Below are 22,191 nucleotides of genomic sequence, written 5' to 3'. Positions count from 1 at the left end.
TACTTAATCTTGTTAGAGTACTTATTGCGCACACCTTGCGCTTGTGGCGAGTCATTTAAGCTGTCCAACATATCACTGTAGAGGTTAAATAGAACTCGATGGACGATCCTCATTTGATGCCGTTGCGCTCTAAAAACGCCTTTACGTCCGTTAAATGGATAGCAACCGCAAGGGAGGTAGCTCGTTCATTGCGACCAACCACCACGCCGATCAACCTTCCGTCACTATTGACCAAAGCTGAGCCGCTGCTGCCAGGATGCACACTCGCATCGACAAAGATTCCTCGTGCTGTTTTATCGTCCTTAATCATCGTTACAATGCCTGATAACGCCATGATACCGATCTTGGAAGGATCTCCGATGATGTATGAGTCCTGACCCTGTGTCACCTTATCAGCGAGCGTGATGTAATCGTCTGATTTGCAGCCTGTTTTGATAAGTGCCAAGTCTTTTACTTTATTTGTAGCAACAATCTCATTGTCAAAACAGGCGCCAAACCTCGTATAGACCACTGGTTTAGGCATGGCTGCAACGACATGCTCATTAGTTAAAATGTAGTTCGGAGCAACATAAAAGCCGCTTGCCCCATCTACCAAATTCGATAGGGACACAGCGGCTTTAATTGATTTATCGATTACGTTGATTTGATACTGTTCTTCCGTTGGTTGCTCGGCAGTGACAGGGATGGTGAAGATTAGGAATAAAAGTAAGGTGGATATGAGTATTTTTTTCATGGGATTCTCCTTTTTAGTCAACAAAAAGAGCGCTGATAAGAGCGCTCAGTGTGTCGCAGTATGATCCTACTATGCATCAACCGCTTCGATAAATTCAGGCAGAATCTTGAGGTGTTCGTACCCCTGCTTATGGTAGTTCAACGCATCGTCACTTACATCAGGTACAAAGCTGTAAGAATCCCTTTTAAAACTCTCTCCTGTAGAACACGCTTGTTCGTTCACATAAAAAACGAGCTGAATATTCATGGATTCTTTAGTCCCGTTAAAATCCTCAATTCGTGCATACGCTTTTACTACGGGAATCCCTTGGAATGAAGTATCAATTCTGAATGCCATACATTTATCCTCCGCTTCCTCTAACGTTGTTTTTGAGTAAGGTTTATTATAAATCCGAGCAGCGGATGCGAAATGTCGGCTGCTGTGACGTTAGTGACCCTGACAATGACGTTGCTACCTTTTCCATACACATCGTAAACGACGCCATTAACAGGGTCTGTAGATGTACCGTTAAAGCTGAAATCAGGCCGTACGTTATACCAGTTGTATGTCGCTCCAGCAGCTATCGTAATTTTAACGGTAGAGTGAGCTGTTATCGTCTGGGCGGCGATACTGCCTGTCAAAAAATCCGCAACATTGATGAGGACAGGGAAACCATTAACAGCAGGTTGGCCTACTATATAGTTTTCTAGCCCTCCTTTGTTGGTATACCTAATTTCTTTTACTACTCCATCATTAGCAGCAAATACGTTATTACCTGTTATACGTCCCGTTCCATCCATATAAGTTATGTTTTCAATGTGATATTCCGAGATAGTGGATACGTTGAAGTGGTATCCTGTAACGTATTTGATGGTCAGGTTATCCACGAACAGATAACCCGTGCTATTGCTCCCACTATCTACTATACCGTTTGTACAATTTGTCAATAATCCGTTCTTTAGTGATAGGTAGCCAATATTATTTAACCTTATTCCATTCACACAGTTTTCAAGATGAATGTTTAGGATGTTTACTGTTCCGCCACGGACATTTACCCCAACATCAGAACATGATTCTATTTCTGGGTTAATCAGATACATATCTGTTAAATCAAACGCCATTTGCATCGTATTTACAATCACCTTATACCCGACAGATGCGTAGGATGTTGTTTCGTAAATTCCTTTATTCCCATTAAATATCCTGATGTTGGATAGGCTCGAATTGTAGGAGTTGACCATTCTTATGCCAACATCAAACTTATTAATGTAAATATCATCGATATTACAATTCGATACGTCAGTTAAATCAATAGCCGTTCCTGAGAATACATTCGGAGTTACTGGATCTCCAATCAAACGTAAGTTGCTGATATTGGAAAATGATGTGGATGGGGACAATTTAATCCCTTTTCCATTTTTGAAAAGCAGTACCGTATTGAACCGGCTAGCGCCGCTCAAATTTATCCTTGCTGGAAATACTAAATTTTCCGAAATGACATAAACTCCTTCAGGGATGAAGTAGTTTTGATTCCTTTCAATCGTAATATCCCCGTTAGGATTCGGAATAGTTGTTGTAGTTCTGGCAGCTATCCATTGCAAAAACGCTGCTGTATCATCCGTAACCCCATCGCCTTTCGCCCCGAACGTTTTCACATCAAACGCAATATCCGCCAACTGCGCAGTATGCTGCTGCACCACGCCCGCAATTCCGGGGTCTGCAAGAGCAGGGTTCGATATGCCGTGCCACGATCCAGTAAAGTTGGCGCTGGAGTCAAGTTTTCGTGTTGTCGTTAATTCCGTCTTAGAAACATAACTGTTTCCAATATCAGTATCCTTTAGATCAATATACGTCTTAAGAGCTTCTAGAAGAGTTTGCACCGTGTTTCCAGTAAGTCCAGATATGCTCGATGCTCCGATAAACCCAGCGCCAGTAGAACCGCTTGTAGTGTCTTTCAACTTGTTTCGAAGTGACTCTAGTATCGCTTGTACCGTTGCTCCGTCTAAATCCGCTATCGAAGTAGTGCCAATATTATCAGCGCCGCTATCGTTATCTGTTACTGCTGCCAGCTCAGTTATCAGAACAGTGTTGATATAATTCTTAATAAGATTAGCCGCCTCGTCGAATTTAGCCTTCAATGCTGCTGCACTTAATCCATCTAACGCATTGGGACGATCTCCAAGGCTTTGCACGATGTTTAAATTATCATTAATTGGTGTAATTGCCATTTCGTCACCTCGATTTACTGCCGTATCTGGCAGGAAGATTAATAGAAAGTATGGTAAGCGTGTCGTTTAGCTCGTTGTTGGATAGAATGAGCTTGAAATAAACGAACTTTTTTGCCTTGATCTTGAATCTGAAAGGCTGCGGATTGTAATTGACCATGAAGCTGTAGTCACCAAAGTCGGTATCATCGAATACGGCCATGTTATAAACTGCTGTGTACGTATTCGCAAGTGCCACACGGTCCGTTTGATAGGTAATATCAACGCTTGACCGGTATTCAGGCTTTAAACTGATCCACATCTCATTGAGGAACTTCTGCAGCCACTCGGCTCCGAAATCATGGAATGACATTTCCCATTCGCACATAATCGCCGTACCATTATCGGTCTTCAATGCGTTGTCAAATTTCATTATCCTGCCTTCATTTGTCCCGAAATACAGTTCATCATCAGCAATTAGAAATGAAGTGATTGTTTGAGCGACTTGGAACTTGTACCACACGTCCAGCCGGTAATTGTAGATGTACACCACGTTTCCAAACGCTATCCAATACTCCCATCGTTTCTCCCAATCCACTGTAAGAGCCGTAGAGAGATTTAATTCATCGAGTGATGGCTGAATACGTTTAGAGATGTAATTGGCGTTACGCTCGTCCCTGACGTTTGTGGCAACCCATTCCTGAACACCCTTAAAGATTGTGAAAGGATTGTTGTTGATTAGCCGAGATTGCCCTGGAGCTACATTACCCTTTGCTTGATTGAGAGGGAATGTTGGGAAGTCCGCTATCACATCACCACTCTCTAAAGTAATCGGATCGTAGTAGGAATACCACGCCTCGCCACCATTGGTGAAGATGATTTGACGATCGTATTGCCGAACGATATCGGTTACAGAGAATTCATCCGAGCTTATTTTTCGATAGTTGAGTGCTGGAAAGTACTCTGCTGATGGAACTCCTGCAGCTAGACCGGTGTAATTGTATTGATTGGTCCCGTTGCCGTAGAAAAACACCCTCGTATCGTTTTGGCCACCAAAGAACATTGCAAACTTGTGACTGTATACCTCTGAACGCTGCCCTGCGCCCTTTGTCCATTGAATGTCTACGTTATCCACTCCCGATGGTGGAGCCGCCAAAAATGTCACCACGCCCGTTGTGAGGTTAACTGTGTAATCAGTCCCTGACACTTTGACAATTCCGTCCACCTTGACCACATCGACACTCGTAACATCCATTTCAGCAATTTGGTAAGCAACCGCTGTATTATCACCGCTGAATGTCTGCCTCTTCTTTCCTGTCAGTAGGTTTATGCCTTCGTTTGGTGTTCCTCCACCAGTTGGGGGTGTTACAGTTGCAATTAACGGGATATAGCCGGCCACATCGCCGAATGTCGTACCGTCCCAACTCTTATACTCGGATCCATTAAGCATGTACACCTTGTCACCGTAAGCAAAGAAGTAAGTCGGTGCATTGGTTAACGTTCCCACGCTTGTATTTGTGCCTAACGCTAAATCGTGCTTATATACATGGCCGTTAGCCGCAAATAAAAAGTGATACGCGCCGTTTAAGCTGCCGTACCACATGCCTTGTATACTTACGGCTCCCAATGTTTCGAACAGCTCGGCATAGCCTTCACGCTTTCTGAGCTTGAAATTCTCGGTAATCCTGTAATTCACCATTGAAGGACTTTCTCCAACGATCAATTCCGTCTCGCCGCTTGTATCAAGGTTAATCCCAAGGAATTTATTTATCGTTTCCGGCGGATTCTGCTTCTGACGTGTGATCGTTGCCATTAGCTAAAACCCCCATACACATTGTTAATCGTCTCTGAAGCTGTTGGCGGACTCTTGGAAGCCTCCGCTTTAAGTTCCTCGTAGCGCTGCTGCAGGAAGCCTGCAACGTCCGCATTCTCCGTAAGGAGTAAATGTGCGCCAAGACCATATGGAATTATCGTTCTGGCCGTAACATCATCAACCTGTAACGTGTCGGTCATGGCTGCTACGATGCTTGGAATAGGTCTATAGACCACTCGTATATTACCTTCGAAATAATAATTCATATACAAGTCCCGTTTGCCTTCCCACTTGTAATTAGCGGGGTTAGCGTATTGCCTATTAGGAAACTCTTCGACGATCTCATTCACGCTTTTAAAGTCATTTGGCATCTGTTTCTTGACCCATGGTCGGTAATCTGGAACATCAGCAGCTAAAGCGAATGGAATGTCGAACAATGCGCGATTTATCGTTTTATAGTAATAGGAGCCTGTGAATCTTAGTCTTGATTTAGTCGCCCCACTAGAAGGCGTCACAACCCCTTTATACGCTGTGAAACCATTAGGAGTATTTGTGGTGGTTATTGTCGCCAGCGTGTTCCATGCGCCGTTGTAGTCTTCTACATAGACGGTTCCGACTCGATCTACTTCAAAATAGTAGGCTTTCGCACTTCCAATGCACTCACGAATGAACTCCGTGCCTGTAAACTCCATAATATCGAGTTCCGATGTGTATCCAAGTAGGTTGGTAATCGGTTTATTTGCAATCTCGTATGTTTTGAATAAATCTCCCTGCTTGATGAGTTCCGATTGAAGGATTGTGAGCAGACCGGGCGTTTTAACTTTGTATGAAACGGTATCCGATTCGCTCAGCAGCCCCGTATCAAGCCTCTCGTCGATAAGATCCATTGCAATACCAAATACTTCTTGCGCCGTCGTTGCCATGTTTTCACCGCCTTATTCCTCTTTTGGGTGAGCCTGACGGTAATGGACCATCAAATCGCCCTTGCCTGCTGTGGTAAAATCGCACTTTTTACATATATACTGCTTTGTTTCCGTGAATTCGTTAATCTGCAGTTCTAAATCATCCGTCATTTCCTCAGATGGTTCACTTCCTACAGCTGGTACACTGTCAAAACGATGGTGCATGCGTAGGATTAGCAGCTCATTACCAGTGATAAACTCACCATTAGCGTCAAATCTAATGTGCTTTATGGTCCCAATCGGCGGCTTAACGTTGACCAGCAGATGTGGTTCGCCTATGAATTTAACCATTACAACCCTCCTTTATACAGAAATAGGGCGGAGCAATAAGCCCCGCCCTATCCGTTAGTTACGGCAGTTGGATAACTTGAACGACCAGTGCATGGTCAGTCAGGAGACGTTTTCCAGATGCCGGCGTGAACGTAATCACGATCGTTCCGTTGTTTTTCTTGTACTTTGCGCCCTCCAGGACAATAGCACGACTTGTTGCTTGTGCTACAGTTCCAGTAAGTGCGGCGCCAGCTGCCCAAAACTCACCAGCTGCGATGGAATAAGTCACGCTTCCGTGAGTCGGACCGTTTTCGATAATGATTGCTACACGTTGGTCCGCCTTTGTAGGCGTGATAGTAAATACTTCAGTTGCATCGATTACGGACGATGTAGCTGCATTGTCGTTGATTGTTGTGATTGTATTTGTCACCAACTGCGTGTTAATCGCTGTTACTGCCATCTATAACACTTCCTTCTCGTTTATTTAATTGGATTAAATTGTTGTTTCAGCTGCGAATGTGAATGTTCCAGTTACCATAAGATCTGGTCTAACCGTTTTACCTCCATATACATGAAGCCCACGAACGCCGTTATCAAAGCTGGACTCAAGACGCAACGATTCTGTTTCGATAATTTGATCAGCGTAAACGATGGAGTTGTATGCGCCGGCCATTACTTTAGATACTGGAACATCAATAGTTCCCGTATTGACCACTTGGTTTGTTACATACAATGTAAATCCTAGTTCCTTCGTCCAAGCGACGCCGCCCGTTCCATTAAAACCCTCATTGATGCTGAATTTGATGCCGGCTAGTTGCAGTTTGAGTCGCATCCAAGGAGGAGCTACCATCCACATTTCAGACTCGGACACGTTCGCTTCGGATAATTTTTGTTGCATTTCACCGATTTTCGACAATACGTTCGACGTAGTGATCGTGCCAACGATTTGACTATTAGCGTCACCATGTTTGCCTAGAATGAATGAATCTGCTGTTTCTCTTAGCTTGTAAGCCGAGCGTTCAGCTTGTGATCCTTTCAAATCCACATTGGCTTGTGCTTTTTCAATATCCCCAACCTTAAAAGCGAAATATTTTTGTTGGTCGATATTCATGGTAACACCAGCATCCTGTAACCCTTCATAAGTTACCGATCCAGCGTAGTCTCTGATCGTTGGGTCGGACAACCCGTTGAAGTAAACGGTATCCCCAGCCTTTTTGATCTCGCCTTCTGGCTCCATGCTGCAAATTTTCTTAGCGATTAGGTTATCTTCCAGCGTGCGGAGGATTTTGGTTGTCCATATTTGTGGTACAAATGCTGCAATTGTCATGAGTTACCTCTCCCTTATTTCCATTTTTTCATTGATTCGTTAATTGCTGTCCAGTTACGATTTGTTTCGCTGATGGACATTTTTGCTACTTGTTCGCGAGTGAAATAAGCAGGATTGCCGCCGGTGTTTGTTACTGCACCAGTTGATGCTTGGGCATTATCAATATTTTGTTGCTCGATTTGCTTAGACTTTTCAACCTCTGCAAGCCTCTGTTTAAGCGTTTGGTTCTCGTGCTTAACAAAAGCATCCACCAAACTTTTTCCATTGCTTACGTCATCCCACACAGTCTGTGGTATGTCCTTGGGATCTACATCGGGGTAAGTTTCCAAGAAAGCATGAAAATCTGACTCTTGTTTGGCTTGATCAGCCGTTTTCTTTTGCGTTTCATTGTACTGATCACGGAACTTTTTGCCCTCTACAAGCTCCTGCACCACATCGTCGGGAAGCCCTTGTTCACTGTACTTATCGATCAACTCTTTCTCTTTCAATGCTTGCTTGTATTCCGATTCCGTTGTGATCTTCTTGCCTTGCCATTCGATGTTTTGCTCAGCAAAGTAAGCGTCACGCGCTTCTTGCGCTGCCTTTTTTGTTACCGATTCACGTTCGCGATCAATCCGCTTTTGAATAATGGCATCAAGCTCCGATTGTGTGAACGTCTTCTCCGCCTTAGTCTCGACAATCTCCGCGCTCGGCTCGGCGTTCTCCGTGTTTACCGCCTGTTCAGCTATGGGTGTGTCGACTATTTCAGAGGATACTACTGGTTCGTTCCCTACGTTTTCCATTGTCTTACCTCCACATTTTTAAGCGGCGGTCCGCTGTTTTTGTTGCCGAAAGTGAAAATAGAATAGGCTACCGCAGTCTCAACGATAGCCCGTTATTCTTTATTTCGTTGTTGTACGCTAGCCAAAGCTAACTTACCCTCTATATCCATCTTCTTCAGAGCCGCTTGCTGTTCAAACTGTTGTTGTGTCTTCATTTGTTCTTGCTGCTGAGCCATATTTGCTTGTTCCTGCTGTTGCATCATCATTTGTTGTTGCTGATCTTGCTGACTCGCTTGTTGCTGTGCCATCTGTTCAGGCGGCTGCATCATCATTTCCATGAGCTGTGATTCCTGTTCTTCTGGCGGCAACGATTGGAGTTGCGCTTGTTGATCTGGTGGCAATTGTTCCATAAAGCGTGCCATTTGCTCGTATATAAACTGCTGCTTCATGTCCTGATTCTTAATATCCTGAATCAATTCTTGCTTTTGTGGGATCATGCCAGCAGGGACGCGATTAAGATACTGTTCAAATGTGATTCTTTCCGACTCTAGTAAGGCGTCCAATGTCTCCATGGCTGTAAGCTCACTCCAATATGACGATGGACCAACATCGATCTTGAGCCTGAACTTCATATCCTTCAGCTTGGAGAAGTCAAACTCACGAATTTCGCGTTTACCCATGATTTCAACATCAATAGAGCGTGTACCGTAATAGTTCGCCATGAAGTCGAGCCATACATAACCAATATCCTCGATGAATTGGTACAAATTCTGCTTAATGTTCTCTAGCGGTATCGATGAAGCTTGTTGTACAGCGATGATAGATCGGCCAGATGCCGACTCAGGTTTAACGTTGCCTAGCAGCGCGTCATTGGCGCCCAACATCTCTTTCGTCTGCTGTATGGTTAACTCAATGAGCTGAAACACCTGGCTCGACATGTCTCCGGGTTTTAAGTACTGAGCAACGTTCCCTATGTTCGTTTCAGGACCAACTGCTTCAATGCCAATAGCAGCTCCGATCTGATTATTCCATCCGCTCACCATACTTTTGTTATAGATGGCTTTAGGGAACGCTGTGTGCATCAAACTCATCATAGCCATCGCAAACATTTTATTCACGAACACCTGATTAGGGATAAGTCCAGTGCCTAGCGCTTGACCGCGGTAACTGTTCTTACGTGCGTCCCAATTCATGTGAGCGTTCGGGTAGTCACTAAGCTTTGTTTCCCATTCCTCGCGGATCGTGGTGTATTTGGTGATCTTCTTGGCGTATACCTTGTCATCTTTCTTCCATAGCTTCAGCAACGAGGTTGTTTTACCTGAGTTCTCACCCTTACGATCCAACTCAATCTTTGACCTATTACCCGATTGGTAGGATGTGTCTTCGTCTGAGCTAATCAAATCAATCTTCTCTTGCGGTATCTTATTGGCTTTTGCCTGTTCCTTAAGTGATTCTACAAGCTCACGAGCCACGATGATGATGTAAGGCTGACCTTTCACCTTGGAGTTATTAGGATCCCCAAACATGACGTTAACGTTGTCGACGCTATCTACTTCGATATCACCCTTAGTCGGCTGCGCGGTATCGATCAAAGCATTCCACCAAATATAAGCGCAAGCATCGCCTGATATAGCTGCATCAAGCAGCCATTGACGCAACTTCTGATTCATTTTGTTCTTTTCCCACAACGTTTCCGAATACGCGCTGATTAGCTCAGCCGCATCCTTAATACTCTGTTCATCCTCATTCGCCGGTTCCTCGCCGACATTTTCAGGAACAAACTGTAATTTGGTGTTCTGACTCATGATTGCTGCTATGAAATAGTTGATGACACGCTTGAATATGTTGAACACCGGAGTTGGTAGGCCATTAGCTACAACGCCTTGCCATTGCTCACCAGCGTAGAACGCTTCGTTGCGGTTAACTGTCTCATATAGGTTGACACGGTGATTGTAATCAATTCCAGCTTGGTACTGTAGCCATTCAGTGGTTATATCACCAACTCGTTTATCCTTACTCATGCTTCACCTTCTTTCTTAGGCGGTTGAAATGGATCATAGCTCATAAGGTTCTGCATACCCTGCATCATCTTATCCTCTTCCACACTAGCTTTAGCCTTCTCAAATGGCTTTGGAATGATTGGCGTGATCGGCTGGATAGGTTTATCCCGTCTGATGCCTAATCCGTCCTGCAAGCCCCTACGGTACGCCCACAATGGAACGATGAAAAGGCACAGCCCGAAGACTATGCCCATGATTGCGTATTCCATTAGCTCCAGCCTCCTGCAATGTACGAATCGTCTATCCTACTGCCTGTAAATGCGTTTGGTTTTGGCTTCTCGGAGTTAAAGTTGTACGTTTTGTCCGGTGCTTTTGGTTTTTCTTGCTTGAACTGATGAGCTTCGTCTTCCATTGCGTACCTTGTCATATCAATTGCGTGGTTATTCTTGTCCGGATATCCTGCCTTCCAGTTACCGTTAGCGTCTTTTTCATACTCGTAAGTAAGGAATTCTCTTGCAGTCTCAGGACAACGAACATCATCGATAATAATTGCCTCTAAACTCTGAAGGAACCGTACACCCCATTCAATACTATCTGGGCCCTTCTTAACACCCATGATATTTAACCCGTACTGTCGCAGCTCGTTAATGCTTTTAGGTTCTGCCGAATCCGCTTTGATAAGCTCGTTATTTTCGTTCTCAGTAATGATATGTTCATAAGCGGACCGATTAGATAATCCAACTTTGTAGAGCTCATGGTAAATGTACAGTCGTTTATGCTTCCGGTCATAGTGCATCGTCCCATAAGATAGCGGATCAACCGCGTAACCAAAGTCAAGCGCACGTTTAATGTTGTAGAAGTCCTCAATTTCTTCATCGCCGATTTGGCGAATCTGAACATTGCCGAACACTTCCCCACCAGTACCGGTAATTGTTCCGAGATACTCATGTTCATACGCTTGTGGCTTAACAAGTTTAAGATGTTCAGCCTCGACAATGAACTGTGGACCCAACCATTCACGCGGAACGGTTAAATAGGTACTGTGATGAGTTAGACGATCCGGACGAGTTAGCTGCATCTCCGCATTCACCCAGTTGTTAGCTGACTTAGGCGGATTGTACGAATAGAATACAGTAAACTTCCTGCCTCCACGCATAAGGGACTGATTGATCATCCGCACTTCTTCCATACTTGTGAACTCATCTAATTCCTCGTACCAAATGAATTTAGTGTATCCTCGGCTGAACTTCATTGACTTAATCTTTTTAGGCTTGTCCGCTCCCCTGAATCGTATCTCCTGCCCTGTGGGGATGTAGGTGATGACCAGCTTAGCTTCAGGTATGTGCCAGTAGTCCTCGACTCCCAAAGCTTCTATAGCCCATGTAAGCTGCTCGAACACCGATTCTTTGAGTGTATCTTTTACTTTGCGCAGCACAACCGCATTTGCATTAGGGTCGGACATGATACCAAGAATGATCTCAATTGCTACGAACGACGACTTTGTACTTCCTCGTCCTCCGCTCAGCCAATAGTGAGTATGTCCATCTCGTTTTATATCGGAGTGTACAGCGTGCAATGATGGAGCTATAACACTGGATAGCCTGGTCATTTGATATCATCTACGATCGTAACGCCAATGTTTCCGCTGTGGTCGATTTCCTGTCTGTCTCTCCACTCTCTAGGCTTGCGGTTCTTTAGCCAAAAGATGAGAGCTGTTGTGTTCGGGTGAGCAACCTTTCTTAAGTCAACTGCTTCCCCTGTGAACTTACTCAATTCCTCTTCGGTATAATCGTATCCAAGTGCTGCTTTAAGCAAAGCGTTCTCGACCATTACGTCGATTACTTCCTTTCCGCGTTTTAGGACTTCGGTTAACTCGGGATAACGCTTCTTGTAATCTATAAATGCATCTTTCCCAACATCAAGGTTTTTGCATATATCAGCATCAGTTAAACCATCCCTTGCCCATGCTTCGATTAGCATCAGCTTCGGCTGTACATGAGTTTCATACTTACTAGGCCGTGCCATCATTCATCACCCTCTCCAAAAAATGCATGCATCGCCATCTGCCACAGGATTAGATTACATATGGCGTATATACTCACGGCATCTAAGTCCGTCATTTCACTCACTGCCTTAAACAACAAAAGAGCCTTATCGGCTCTCTCATGGTCGATTAATCCAACGGCGGTAGGATTGTTCGATAATATATGTGAAGCGCGTCCACGCTTGTCACCTTAAATTCCGTATGATTCCTTCAAAGTCTTCAACGACTCGTTAATTTCATCGTGTACGTTATGACCGCTCTTCTGCAATTCTATCAACACTCCAAGGTATTCGCGGCGATTGTAATTCTTTTCATTCTCATCGCGGCGAGCAATATCCTCAGGTGAGTCGATGTGTTGCCCAATCAGTCCAAAGCGATGGATTGGTGTTAATTGTCGCGGATCGGATTCTTTATCAATGTTTACGCCTGGCACGTATGTTAAAGCTTCAGCAACAGCATAACTTCCATCAGGATTTTTTTGCTGTGTTGTAACCTGTACGATACAACCGCCATCGACGTTAGCTACCTTTGTTGATTTCATCCAGCCTTGTGATTGAGAAGATGCTTTACATAATAATGCGAATGTGTCCCCATCGCCATATACTTGCAAGTCAGAAATGTTTGCTTTCGCTCCACGAACCTCTGTGATTCCTAGATCCTTTTCCGTCATCTTCATCATCCTCTTCATCAATATAATGCAAATGAGATATAGCGCACTCACCATATCCCACTTGCTATCGGCTCATCCGGCATGAATGACCTATAAGTAGAATAACACAAATTGTCTACGCCGGATTGTACGATCTTGTACAGTTTATCCTATCTTTGCCGTTTCTTTTACTCGCTTCAATCGGCTGCTTATTCTCGCTATCCAATCGTATGAGTATTGCAGTTCAGTTGCTATCGCCGCTATCGTCTTACGCTCCACATCTCTCATGTAAGCGACTCTGTACTCCAATGTATCAAACTTACTCATCCTATCCTCCATGCGTCTCTTTGCTTCACGCTTGAGGCTTAGGATGTCTATCACATCATCCATTGACGCTTGAACTGCTTGTACCATAGGCCATACGAGGTTTAATGGTGTATCGTCAGAGTTTCCTGAAGGCATTCCGCTGTAACTGGCTACTAGTTTCGTTCTCGGACCATTTGCAAACATTCGCCTTTGCATGATCCGCAGTTCACCCTCTAGTTCGTGTCTTCTTATTTCGAGTATCTCAATTTCATTGCACAGATCGTTGTACGTTCTATCCCAATCGAAATTACTCATGCCGGATTCCCCCTATTTTGTTTTTATACTACTGTTTTCCAATCCTCTGCCAACATGTCAGGTTGACTCGGCGCCCATCCTACCGTAATTGATCCATCAGCGGCTTTCATGTCTATATGTGATTTGATTGTCACCAATGGATCTCCATCTTCGCCCTGATACCCAACATGATCTAGCGCTTCTCCACGCAACCTTGACGATGGTACGGTTGTTCCCTTAACCAAATAAATAAACATCCCTTTACCATTCCATCCTGCACGAGCTACCTTTTGACCATTTTTCAGTTCATTCAACGCTTCTCCAAAGTTCATATACATTCTCCTTTGTTGAGCGTCCCCGTAGAGACGCTCTGTATGATTAAATCAACCAAATATCAATGGTTCGTTTTCTCCAGCAGCAGATCGACATCCCGTGATAAACCGTTTAGTGACCTCTACAAATCCGCCGTCTCTTGCAATATGCCCTCCACCGTCCGTGCCTTTGCTCAATTCTTCAATGCGCGGCAATAGTTTTTCTAACTCATCAGCCACTTTCACGCACATTTCTGGGCTGATCTCACCATCGCAATCAGAATGATTAAAAAACTCGTACAGTCCAGGGTTCGCTTCTTTGCTGTAACTTGAATCCCAATACCAATTTTCTTTATCCATGTTTTCATCCTTGTGAGGAGGGTAGCTTCCTCCAGCAGCTTCAGCAACCACTTTTCTAAATCTGTTGAATGATGAATATGCTCCGTGAAATGCATTATGTGAAGTGTCTAATCCCACTAAGCTACACTCCTTTGCGACTGTTCAAGCTGAAAGACTCTTGCGGCAAGGGCTTCGTGTTCTGCGCGGCTAACTGGTCGTTCTGCCATCTCCACACCCTCGTTTGCTTCATCCAACTCGTATCCTGGCCCTTCGCTGGGAAGCGTGGGGATTACCAGTGAGATATTCTGTATAGCTTCTTCAGCCAGTTTTGCGGCTTCAACAGCTCTTTGATGCTCCAATTCGGCGCGAAATCGACTGGCCTCGTCCTCGGAGAGCTCGCGGTATTGTCCGATATCCAAACGTTTAATGCTGATTTCTTCACCATTCTCAGCAAGATTTGCAAGGTAGCTCGTCCGTTTCAGATCATCTTCCCAACGTTTGTTGTAAATCGCCGGCTTTGCATCATGCAGTTTTTTCGCGATCTCCGCCAAGTTTGTATTGAGGTTTGTTGATGTCGGTTTCGATTGTGATTCCAACTGCGTCCGTAGAGCTGCATTGTCTGCCACTAGACGTTCATTCTCTTCCTTAACGTTATGTAGCTCTTTTGCAGCTGCATCACGGCGTAACTCCATATCAGCTAATTTGTCGCTGTATTCAAGCGCTTGTTTACGGTATTTATCAAGCTCCGTTACTTCATCGGCCAACGCTTCTACTTGCGATTTATAGCTAGCTTCAATCGTCGCCTGTTTTTGAGCTCGATCACCTTCACGCATTTGCAGCCATGTGGATAGCATTTGATATTGTGATTCACCGGCACACAGTTCGCGGAGTGTAAACGTCATATCCTCGATGGTGATGTTCTCAAACTCGCCAAATAGTTCCTCTGACGCTGTTTGAGCAGCCAATTGAGCTTTGAGCGTATCCAGTTTTGCTTGTTCCTCTTCATGTTTTGCCGTCCTCGGATCAAGTTGGTTTACTACGTCTTCCTGTGCTTGGATATCCTGTTCTAATTGGCTCATTTTTAGCCCTCCGTTGTCATATTTTCTAGTTATATTATATCATAATGACATGCCAATTAATAGCGATAAATCCAATAACCACGCGGTATTTCAGCGATTTCATCAACTTTTAATATATTTCATTATGCCATATGGTGGATAGGCGGGTCCCTCATCTTTTAGCCTCCGATACATCTCAATATTCAGCCTGCGTTCACTGCACTGCGCGAGATAACTTCCACATCCGGGCGGAAACTTGTCGCTTCCCCACCGTCCCACTCAACATATCCGCTGCTATCGATTTTTGTAATGACGTGCGGTACTCTCCAATCAAAATTCGCTTTAGAAGAGCAGCTTCCTGACCGGATAATTTTTACCGTATCCCCGATATTTGCGCCAAGCTGTTCGATATGAATTGCTTTCAGCTGATCCCAGTAATGCTCCTCATCAATCTTAGTTGAGAGGATGTTCTGCTTACCTTCCGGCGTTTCAATTTGGAAAAGGTCCGGTCCTCCGTTGCCTTGATGGTAAACGTCATAATAGACGCAGCCACCAGTAAGCTCTTGCCCAAAGTATTTATGCGTAGGATCAATAATTTTAACCGTTGTCATATTCGATTTTCCTCCCCATGTATTTCTGTATTCAGCGAATGCTCATCCTCTTTAGGACACATTCACGGCATAAATTCTTCCCATCCGCTCTTGTTCCGTAAGATTCTTTATACCGCTTAAACCATTTATTACAACCAACACAGAATAACCAGAATTTTTTCTTCCTCAATCTCTTAGTTTTCGGCACATGGTGGTTGTTCTTTGGTATTTTGTATTTGATGTACTTTCCGTTTTTATCCTTCTTGCAAGTCCAAAACTCCATGCTCATGTCCCTCCATATTCAAAGCTGTTCGTCATTACGGGCAACAACAATACTTACCTGGTCTGCGGCAATAATCGCACATTTCATCTTCCTCGAACGAGTTATAGCGATCATTCACAATTTTCTCTAACTGACGTTTCATTTCGTCAGTCAAATCCGATTCATTAAAATGCGAAGGCTTAGTGATGAATTTGTTGAAAATAAATTTCCCGTCATCTTCATCCACTTCAAACTGCACTTCGTAAGCTAAAGCATCTTCATCGCCTTCCTCAGTAAATTGACCGAGGTATCCATATGCTGGGCTAATAAAAAAGTCACAAATTTCAAACTCCATTTCTCATCCCTCCAAGTTCCTCAATATTCATTCAGATACATAACTTAAAACTCTCCCAAAACTCCCTCTATCTTCCCCACAACCGCTGATTTCGGCTTATTCTTACTCTGCTCATGTCTGCTTATCGTCCTACCAGGACTGCCTATTAATGCGCCTAATTGATTCTGTGTTAGTCCTTTTGCTGTACGTCTGAGGCGCAGCCTTTCACCGTACATCTCCATCGTTTACACCTGCTTCCTTCCGTACATCGATTCTTTACGATGACGCTCCATACTAGATCTCCATGCTGCTCCCTCGCGGTTTGCTTGTCTTTGTAATCTCTCAAAGTTTGGTTGCATCGATTATCCTCCTGTGCGCCTCTCACAGCGCTTTTAGTTACCTACCTAGTATTTGTCCGTCCAACTCTATCAAATCGATCTAATAGGCAACTCTGGCGGTCTGATGATGGGTTTAACCTCTCTGGCGTAGCCTACGAGTATATTATCTTTCGTGAGCGCTAGGTCGATACCGTTTAAACGGATGTATCTGTCTATGTTTTTCATGCGATATCTACCTCGACTCTCGGATTCTTGTTATCCACCTCAAACCGATGTACGATCGTTCCTATTTGCGCCCATCCGTCATTCTTCAGTAATCCAGCTGATACAAGTCCATCAAATATAAATTTCTGACCGGCCATAAGATTATCTTTGTCCTTTTTGCGATTGCGGACGTACCATGTGATTTCGAAATTAGCCAATCCTTCTATGCTTGGTAGCTTTGCCGCTTTAGCAGTCCATGCAACATGATTTGTATAATGAGCTTTCATTTTGCTGTAATTTCCATAATGCCGTTTACTCTCTGCTACGATCTCGTTCATGCTTGGCAAAGTTCCTGCGATGATTAGTTTCATGTTGGTTCTTCCTCCTTGGGTAAAATACCGTTAATCCCCCGAATACACTGCCCGAAAGCGACGACCCTACCCATCATTTCATGCCATTCTACTTGTTTTTCTTCGGCAAAAGCTATCTGAAACTGGCTATTACTGCCCTCTTTCGACTTTTCTAAATCATCCTTTAATTTGTCTAAATCCCTCATAAGCTTTTCGTGCTTTGTTTCTAATGGCGTGTACATCTCACAGTAGAAGCACCAACTGTCAGTGTGGCATACGCACGCGCTGCTCATGACGCATCATCCCCTCCACTCACAAAATATCTCTTCAGCGAATCTCTGTTACTTTTACTTTTCTTCTCTTCTTTGCTTGTTAGTGGCTTACGTGGCTGTTTGAATGGTGTGACTGCCGGCCTGCTTGCTCGGATATCTTTTGACATTTGATCAGCTCCTCTAAATGGCTTGTTCATAATTTGCGAAGCAGCCGCAGCCGCCTATGTCGAACATGTCTATCTGAGTACCGAGTCCAGTTTCCCAATCAATTCTTAGCTGGCGAAGTGTATACGGCGTCTTGGTGTACTTAGCCACCCTTACGCCCTCATCGTTTAAACCGTAGTGTGAAAATACTGAATTGCTGAGTATTGATACTTCTTGGTTTTCCAGATATTCACGCATTTCCTGCTCTTTTTCTTCGTGGTATTTATATAGTTCCGGCTTCGTCTTTAAAAGGTGGATAAAGTGTCCCTGCCCTGCCCTTACACAAAAGCCACCACAGTTGTTATGTGAAAATCCGAGTTCATAGAGTTCAGGCGTTTTTATCCCAATTTTGTTTAACTCCCTTATCATGTCGGATTTACTTAGATAAGGAGCTTCTGTCATAGGTGATTTAACTTCATAAGGTGCCCAGTGCTCGACAATCTTTTCTAGTCGATGCATTTCTGTCCAATCAATTCCAACGTACAGTACGGCCTCTTCTGCCTTGTAATTCTTTTTGATATAGTCAGCCGCTACCTTTTGCTTTAGCAAGTGTGAACACTGAGCGATCCGGCTGTTCCCGATCCATTTCACATCTCGGAACACTTCCCATGGATCGCGGCCATCTTTGAGCCATACAAGTTCGCACCCTAGCTCGTTCGATGTTTCTTTTAAGAATCGATATAAATCTTCGTCTTCGATCATTGTGTCAGTGAACAGCAGTATCACGTTTTCTTTCCCATGTTCTGCTACTACTCGCTTTGCTGCCATCCAGGAGCCTATTCCTCCTGAGTACATGATGATGTGTTTCATGGTATCTCTCCTTTGTCGCAATCTTCCGAATATTCAAATCCTAACCCTACCCTGACCCTATACGGCCCCCGCGTTGCTGGGATTATTCTGTCGATATGATGGCACTATCGTGCAAAAGATCTGCGTTATCGTGAATGTTTCCAATGACGTCCATTTGCCCTTGGTGATTCCATAAAGTGTAGCTCTCTATGATTTTCCAACCTTGAATTATAGAATTTGGTATATCGAAACTGCTTTTTCCGAATGCAGATGCATGACGCAATGCCCACCCACAAGGTAAATGTGAAATTATAAACATCTCTCCTGTCGCATGCTTCCTTAGCATGGCGTATGGTTGAACGGATATTCCTCCACACGATCCATTAGGTACAACGATGTCTCCCTCGTAGAGTTCTACTCCTGCTCTATTCTTTAATCCAGTGTACTGACCTACTGTTCGAGGTAATACATTGCAGTCAAAATCTTCAGGGTACTCATAAGGTTCTGTGAAGTTCGGGCTAATCAGCACTTGCTCGTTGTTGTGAACTAGGTCCCCATACAACCATTCACCGTTATCAATTCGTTTACCACGGAACTTAATCTCTCTCATATCTCATCGCTCCCTTTTCTGTATCCCTCATGACCTACCATGTGTCGGTATCCGGCATAACTCGATTCACTAAGTCATACCACTCACCAATCGAAATCACTTCGACCACTCTATCTGGCTGCTCATTCCTCAATTCCGTTATCTTCACAGTTGCCAACTCCATGTTGTCCCTTTTATAAAGCCCTGTTAATTCGTTATCTACTAGCGTTTTGAAATAAACTGTTTCATCCATTCTCCATCTCTCCCTTTTTGATTACCTGGGTGATCCTCCAACCCAAATGACTCTATCCCTCTGCGTATAAATCCGGCATAGTCTTTGTCGTATAGCTCGTAGTCGTCATGTTTGGTCATATGTCCCTACCTGCACTTTTTTCTCCGCAGCTCTGGCAAAAGTGTAGAGGCAAATCTCCTGCGAACGAATGTATGATTTCGATAACGAGTGTTTGTTTTGGCGATACCTTTTCTTTGCATGACAAGCACCATTTGAATCCAACAGAAGTTAACGGGAATCGCACAAATATGGTGTATGACGCTCTCTTTATGCTGTCAACAATTACTGTTATCGCCTTAATTAGCGGAATGCGCTCCCAATGCATTACGTCCCCTCCCCGATAGTGGTCAGAAGCGCGGCGCGGCAGATCGCAAGAGGTACATTCGTGCTAGTTGCCCAACCTTTCCCTATTCGCAACTCAACTTCTTTAGCCGCGTTATTCATCTTCATTTCCCACGACCATTCACCTTGTAGCTTCTCCAACACTTTCCAAGCTGCATCTATGTCTGTTGAATAATACGGAATCGTTTCTGCGCCACACACCCCGTTTAACCAAGCGTCCATTGCATTTTCAACTCTTTCCCTATCCCATCTGAAAACTCCAACTGCGATTTCGCTATCTAATTTATGTCCTGCACCCATATCTAACACTTGCTCTCTTGTTAATGTCATTTTGATTCCTCCATCATTCTCGCGAATTCTACGCCAACCATAATCTTCTTCGTACCGTTGCATGTCTCACACTTTTCTTGTGCTTCGTATCCATTCGGTCCATACGGAACTGTCCAGCCTTCCCCGTTACAGTCGATGCAGTCAATTTCCACCTTAACTACACTCATTACGCTTCCTCCCTAAAACATCTTATTGTTAATCCGATAGTCATTACCTTCAAACCGAAACGGCTTGGTATTCATCATCATTCTTGAGAAATTCCGCTGCCCGACTTTCCTTGATAGCTCATCCGACACAAGGTTTGTCGTGTAAAGTGTATGCCGTCCGCTTCTCCCGTCGATGATCTCAAACAGCTTTTCTGTCGCCCAGCTATCGCCTTCCTCTTCCTTCCTGACCTTCTCAGCGCCTATATCATCCAGCGCAAGAAAATCGACTGTAGATAGCACGTTTAGCAATTCTGCCTCGTTAAAATCGCTGTTTTTGTTGTATGTACTCTTGATGACGGTTAGCAGCTTAGGTACCGAGATGAACACCGATATAAATCCTCTTTTTTTGAGCGCTTGGCATATTGAGTAAGATAAGTGTGATTTCCCTAGTCCGTACATTCCTGCGAATAGTAGATTCTTAGGATTGTCTAACGAAAACTCATTTGCGTACTCAACGGATAGTTTAAATGCTTGTTCAAGTGTTGAATTATCCATGTTGAAGTTTTCGAATGATGCTTTTTCTAGGTCCGGACTAACGGTGCTGTACTTATCAAACATTTTTTTTACTTGAAGCTGCCGCTGTTCGCGTTTGGCTTCTCGTGCCTGTTCATTCTCCCAACACACGCAACCTCGTTTGTAATCTATCAGCTTCCCCTTCTCTGGACCTGCTACAATTGGCGATTGGATAACGACTACTTCGTTTTTACAGCCATCACAGGTGTAACGACCGATCTCAGAAACCGAAATCAATTCCGGCATTAGGGTTTTTATTACCTCTCCCATCGACTTCATGATGATTCCCTCCGTTTCGATATGCTGCCATTCCCGTTTTACCTACCTCACTACTTCCTGATGATGAATAGTTTCGTTCCCATGTTCGTACAGCTGCTTTCCAATCCTTCATTTGGTTCTTTCCTACCTTCCAACCGTTTGAAGTGTAATGGTCGAACCATTTCTCAGCATCTACTCCGTTTGTTCTTTCTTCGCAATAAGCCTTTACTTCTTCTAGTTTTGGATGAACGAATTTAGATTGCTTAGGATTACCGCTAGGTTGTCCGATTTCTGTTGTACTCTTATCTATACTTATCTCACCTATACTATCCTTACCTATACTTACCTTACCTACGTCGACCAGTGGTATGTCATCTGGTATACCAAGTGTCGTACCAAAGGTGTACGACTTGGAATCATCGAACATTAACTGTGTTTTTTCCTCCGTATAAATCGTTGGAGTGTAGCGGTCATTACGGATATAGTTGTGAATTCGCCAGTGTTTTATCACGCATATTCCAGTATCAAAAGGGATGATAAAGTTCTTGAATACGAGCATGTCCATATCGTTTTTAGAGCAGGATACCATCCTCATGATCTTCTGTGGTGAGTTAACGAATCCGTCATCATCACCACGCATTGCCAAGTGGAAGTATAGGTTCTGAGTCGATGAAGGCATGTCTAGGAATAAGTCGCTGTCTATGATGCTCTTGGAAAACATTCTTCTCTCTGCCATCCTTACACCGCCTTACTAGTGAATCTTCCCTTTATGTCATACCAACGGTTTTGGCAGGAATACATCGACCGTCCAAGCTCGGCAGCTGCCGTTTTGAATAGTTCCGTTGTCTTTTTACGATTGGCCATTCCTTGAATCATGACACTGGCAAGCTTCTCTTCCTCTTGCGGCGTCCATCCGTGATAGTGGTATTCAGTCATTAATCTTCCCTCCCCCAGGTTCCACGTAGGTGCCAATTTGTTTCGACATACTTGCTGATTAGCTTGAACGCAGCACGAGCGGCATTCATACGTTCTCCATCAGGAGATGATGGACAAGAGGCAAGTCGAAGTAATTTATTTACAGTTGGGTTATTAAATTTCATTTCGCTAATATCGTTGTACATGACATCAAGGGCGAATCTAGCAGGCCCTTTATCATTTTTAAATTGATCAAAAAAAGAATTGCATGCCGTTTCCAAGTTATTCATAGTTAACCTCCGCGTTTAAAGCCCGTCGGCTATCTGATAAATACATTGTAGCATACTTTGTAG

General features: G+C 44.0%; 31 protein-coding genes. All 31 read right to left on the bottom strand.

The genetic code is table 11. The annotated features are described in order from the left end of the window. Positions 1 to 109: 109 nt before the first annotated feature. On the bottom strand, positions 110 to 733 hold the full coding sequence (locus MHI37_RS07080) for a serine protease (RefSeq protein WP_076334445.1): 624 nt from the start codon (positions 731 to 733) through the stop codon (positions 110 to 112). Positions 734 to 802: 69 nt separating this feature from the next. Next, positions 803 to 1,069 (bottom strand): hypothetical protein, encoded by a 267-nt coding sequence (locus MHI37_RS07075; protein WP_076334446.1) that lies wholly within the window; start codon positions 1,067 to 1,069, stop codon positions 803 to 805. Between the two features lie 20 nt (positions 1,070 to 1,089). Beyond that, positions 1,090 to 2,940 (bottom strand): glycosyl hydrolase family 28-related protein, encoded by a 1,851-nt coding sequence (locus MHI37_RS07070; protein WP_076334447.1) that lies wholly within the window; start codon positions 2,938 to 2,940, stop codon positions 1,090 to 1,092. A 4-nt stretch (positions 2,941 to 2,944) separates the two neighbouring features. Further along, on the bottom strand, positions 2,945 to 4,729 hold the full coding sequence (locus tag MHI37_RS07065; RefSeq protein WP_076334448.1) for a hypothetical protein: 1,785 nt from the start codon (positions 4,727 to 4,729) through the stop codon (positions 2,945 to 2,947). Beyond that, positions 4,729 to 5,652 (bottom strand): hypothetical protein, encoded by a 924-nt coding sequence (locus tag MHI37_RS07060; RefSeq protein WP_076334449.1) that lies wholly within the window; start codon positions 5,650 to 5,652, stop codon positions 4,729 to 4,731. Before MHI37_RS07060 ends, MHI37_RS07065 begins: the two co-directional genes overlap by 1 nt. 12 nt (positions 5,653 to 5,664) lie before the next feature. Next, positions 5,665 to 5,982 (bottom strand): hypothetical protein, encoded by a 318-nt coding sequence (locus MHI37_RS07055; RefSeq protein ID WP_076334450.1) that lies wholly within the window; start codon positions 5,980 to 5,982, stop codon positions 5,665 to 5,667. 58 nt (positions 5,983 to 6,040) lie between these two features. Then, positions 6,041 to 6,421 (bottom strand): hypothetical protein, encoded by a 381-nt coding sequence (locus MHI37_RS07050; protein ID WP_076334451.1) that lies wholly within the window; start codon positions 6,419 to 6,421, stop codon positions 6,041 to 6,043. 33 nt (positions 6,422 to 6,454) lie between these two features. Beyond that, positions 6,455 to 7,288, bottom strand: a complete 834-nt coding sequence (locus MHI37_RS07045; protein WP_076334452.1) for a hypothetical protein — start codon at positions 7,286 to 7,288, stop codon at positions 6,455 to 6,457. Between the two features lie 14 nt (positions 7,289 to 7,302). Beyond that, a complete protein-coding gene (locus tag MHI37_RS07040; RefSeq protein ID WP_076334453.1) occupies positions 7,303 to 8,070 on the bottom strand; it encodes a hypothetical protein in 768 nt (255 codons plus the stop codon). Between the two features lie 92 nt (positions 8,071 to 8,162). Continuing rightward, positions 8,163 to 10,070, bottom strand: a complete 1,908-nt coding sequence (locus tag MHI37_RS07035) for a hypothetical protein (RefSeq protein WP_076334454.1) — start codon at positions 10,068 to 10,070, stop codon at positions 8,163 to 8,165. Further along, a complete protein-coding gene (locus tag MHI37_RS07030) occupies positions 10,067 to 10,318 on the bottom strand; it encodes a hypothetical protein (RefSeq protein WP_076334455.1) in 252 nt (83 codons plus the stop codon). Before MHI37_RS07030 ends, MHI37_RS07035 begins: the two co-directional genes overlap by 4 nt. Next, positions 10,318 to 11,658 carry a PBSX family phage terminase large subunit gene (locus MHI37_RS07025; RefSeq protein WP_076334456.1) on the bottom strand — a complete coding sequence of 447 codons (1,341 nt, stop codon included), beginning with the start codon at positions 11,656 to 11,658 and terminating at the stop codon, positions 10,318 to 10,320. Before MHI37_RS07025 ends, MHI37_RS07030 begins: the two co-directional genes overlap by 1 nt. Beyond that, positions 11,655 to 12,077: a hypothetical protein gene (locus MHI37_RS07020; RefSeq protein WP_306010648.1), complete on the bottom strand. Its 423-nt coding sequence runs from the start codon at positions 12,075 to 12,077 to the stop codon at positions 11,655 to 11,657. Before MHI37_RS07020 ends, MHI37_RS07025 begins: the two co-directional genes overlap by 4 nt. A 206-nt stretch (positions 12,078 to 12,283) precedes the next feature. Next, positions 12,284 to 12,763, bottom strand: coding sequence for a hypothetical protein (locus MHI37_RS07015; RefSeq protein ID WP_256709351.1), 480 nt, complete (start codon positions 12,761 to 12,763; stop codon positions 12,284 to 12,286). Between the two features lie 144 nt (positions 12,764 to 12,907). Beyond that, a complete protein-coding gene (locus tag MHI37_RS07010; RefSeq protein ID WP_076334457.1) occupies positions 12,908 to 13,363 on the bottom strand; it encodes a hypothetical protein in 456 nt (151 codons plus the stop codon). A gap of 23 nt (positions 13,364 to 13,386) precedes the next feature. Continuing rightward, complete coding sequence (locus tag MHI37_RS07005; RefSeq protein ID WP_076334458.1) at positions 13,387 to 13,674, bottom strand: DUF2829 domain-containing protein; 288 nt, start codon at positions 13,672 to 13,674, stop codon at positions 13,387 to 13,389. 51 nt (positions 13,675 to 13,725) lie between these two features. Continuing rightward, positions 13,726 to 14,130 carry a hypothetical protein gene (locus MHI37_RS07000; protein ID WP_076334459.1) on the bottom strand — a complete coding sequence of 135 codons (405 nt, stop codon included), beginning with the start codon at positions 14,128 to 14,130 and terminating at the stop codon, positions 13,726 to 13,728. Continuing rightward, positions 14,130 to 15,071, bottom strand: a complete 942-nt coding sequence (locus MHI37_RS06995; protein WP_076334460.1) for a hypothetical protein — start codon at positions 15,069 to 15,071, stop codon at positions 14,130 to 14,132. The genes MHI37_RS07000 and MHI37_RS06995 overlap by 1 nt, the downstream gene beginning before the upstream one ends. 182 nt (positions 15,072 to 15,253) lie before the next feature. After that, on the bottom strand, positions 15,254 to 15,661 hold the full coding sequence (locus tag MHI37_RS06990) for a hypothetical protein (RefSeq protein WP_076334461.1): 408 nt from the start codon (positions 15,659 to 15,661) through the stop codon (positions 15,254 to 15,256). A 296-nt stretch (positions 15,662 to 15,957) separates the two neighbouring features. Continuing rightward, positions 15,958 to 16,257 (bottom strand): hypothetical protein, encoded by a 300-nt coding sequence (locus tag MHI37_RS06985; RefSeq protein WP_076334463.1) that lies wholly within the window; start codon positions 16,255 to 16,257, stop codon positions 15,958 to 15,960. Positions 16,258 to 16,795: 538 nt separating this feature from the next. After that, positions 16,796 to 17,149, bottom strand: coding sequence for a RusA family crossover junction endodeoxyribonuclease (locus MHI37_RS06980; RefSeq protein ID WP_076334464.1), 354 nt, complete (start codon positions 17,147 to 17,149; stop codon positions 16,796 to 16,798). Further along, the gene (locus MHI37_RS06975; protein WP_144023570.1) at positions 17,146 to 17,370 is read right to left on the bottom strand and encodes a hypothetical protein; all 225 of its coding nucleotides are present in this window, start codon (positions 17,368 to 17,370) and stop codon (positions 17,146 to 17,148) included. The genes MHI37_RS06980 and MHI37_RS06975 overlap by 4 nt, the downstream gene beginning before the upstream one ends. 210 nt (positions 17,371 to 17,580) lie before the next feature. After that, positions 17,581 to 18,414, bottom strand: a complete 834-nt coding sequence (locus tag MHI37_RS06970) for a hypothetical protein (protein WP_076334466.1) — start codon at positions 18,412 to 18,414, stop codon at positions 17,581 to 17,583. An 82-nt stretch (positions 18,415 to 18,496) separates the two neighbouring features. After that, complete coding sequence (locus tag MHI37_RS06965) at positions 18,497 to 19,003, bottom strand: YopX family protein (RefSeq protein WP_076334467.1); 507 nt, start codon at positions 19,001 to 19,003, stop codon at positions 18,497 to 18,499. A gap of 34 nt (positions 19,004 to 19,037) precedes the next feature. Further along, complete coding sequence (locus MHI37_RS06960; protein WP_076334468.1) at positions 19,038 to 19,235, bottom strand: hypothetical protein; 198 nt, start codon at positions 19,233 to 19,235, stop codon at positions 19,038 to 19,040. Between the two features lie 363 nt (positions 19,236 to 19,598). Then, the gene (locus tag MHI37_RS06955; protein WP_076334470.1) at positions 19,599 to 19,946 is read right to left on the bottom strand and encodes a hypothetical protein; all 348 of its coding nucleotides are present in this window, start codon (positions 19,944 to 19,946) and stop codon (positions 19,599 to 19,601) included. After that, a complete protein-coding gene (locus tag MHI37_RS06950; protein ID WP_179090108.1) occupies positions 19,943 to 20,113 on the bottom strand; it encodes a hypothetical protein in 171 nt (56 codons plus the stop codon). The genes MHI37_RS06955 and MHI37_RS06950 overlap by 4 nt, the downstream gene beginning before the upstream one ends. Before the next feature lie 12 nt (positions 20,114 to 20,125). Beyond that, entirely contained in the window at positions 20,126 to 20,944 is an 819-nt protein-coding gene (locus tag MHI37_RS06945; protein ID WP_076334471.1) for an ATP-binding protein, read from the bottom strand. Beyond that, entirely contained in the window at positions 20,886 to 21,659 is a 774-nt protein-coding gene (locus tag MHI37_RS06940) for a hypothetical protein (RefSeq protein WP_076334472.1), read from the bottom strand. Before MHI37_RS06940 ends, MHI37_RS06945 begins: the two co-directional genes overlap by 59 nt. Before the next feature lie 2 nt (positions 21,660 to 21,661). After that, the gene (locus MHI37_RS06935; protein WP_076334473.1) at positions 21,662 to 21,859 is read right to left on the bottom strand and encodes a Myb-like DNA-binding domain-containing protein; all 198 of its coding nucleotides are present in this window, start codon (positions 21,857 to 21,859) and stop codon (positions 21,662 to 21,664) included. Further along, positions 21,859 to 22,128, bottom strand: coding sequence for a DUF2786 domain-containing protein (locus tag MHI37_RS06930; protein WP_076334474.1), 270 nt, complete (start codon positions 22,126 to 22,128; stop codon positions 21,859 to 21,861). The genes MHI37_RS06935 and MHI37_RS06930 overlap by 1 nt, the downstream gene beginning before the upstream one ends. Between the last annotated feature and the right edge of the window lie 63 nt (positions 22,129 to 22,191).

The organism is Paenibacillus sp. FSL H8-0548 (genome assembly GCF_038630985.1).
In the GTDB taxonomy this organism is placed as follows: domain Bacteria; phylum Bacillota; class Bacilli; order Paenibacillales; family Paenibacillaceae; genus Pristimantibacillus.
This window is presented reverse-complemented; position numbering and strand designations above follow the sequence as displayed.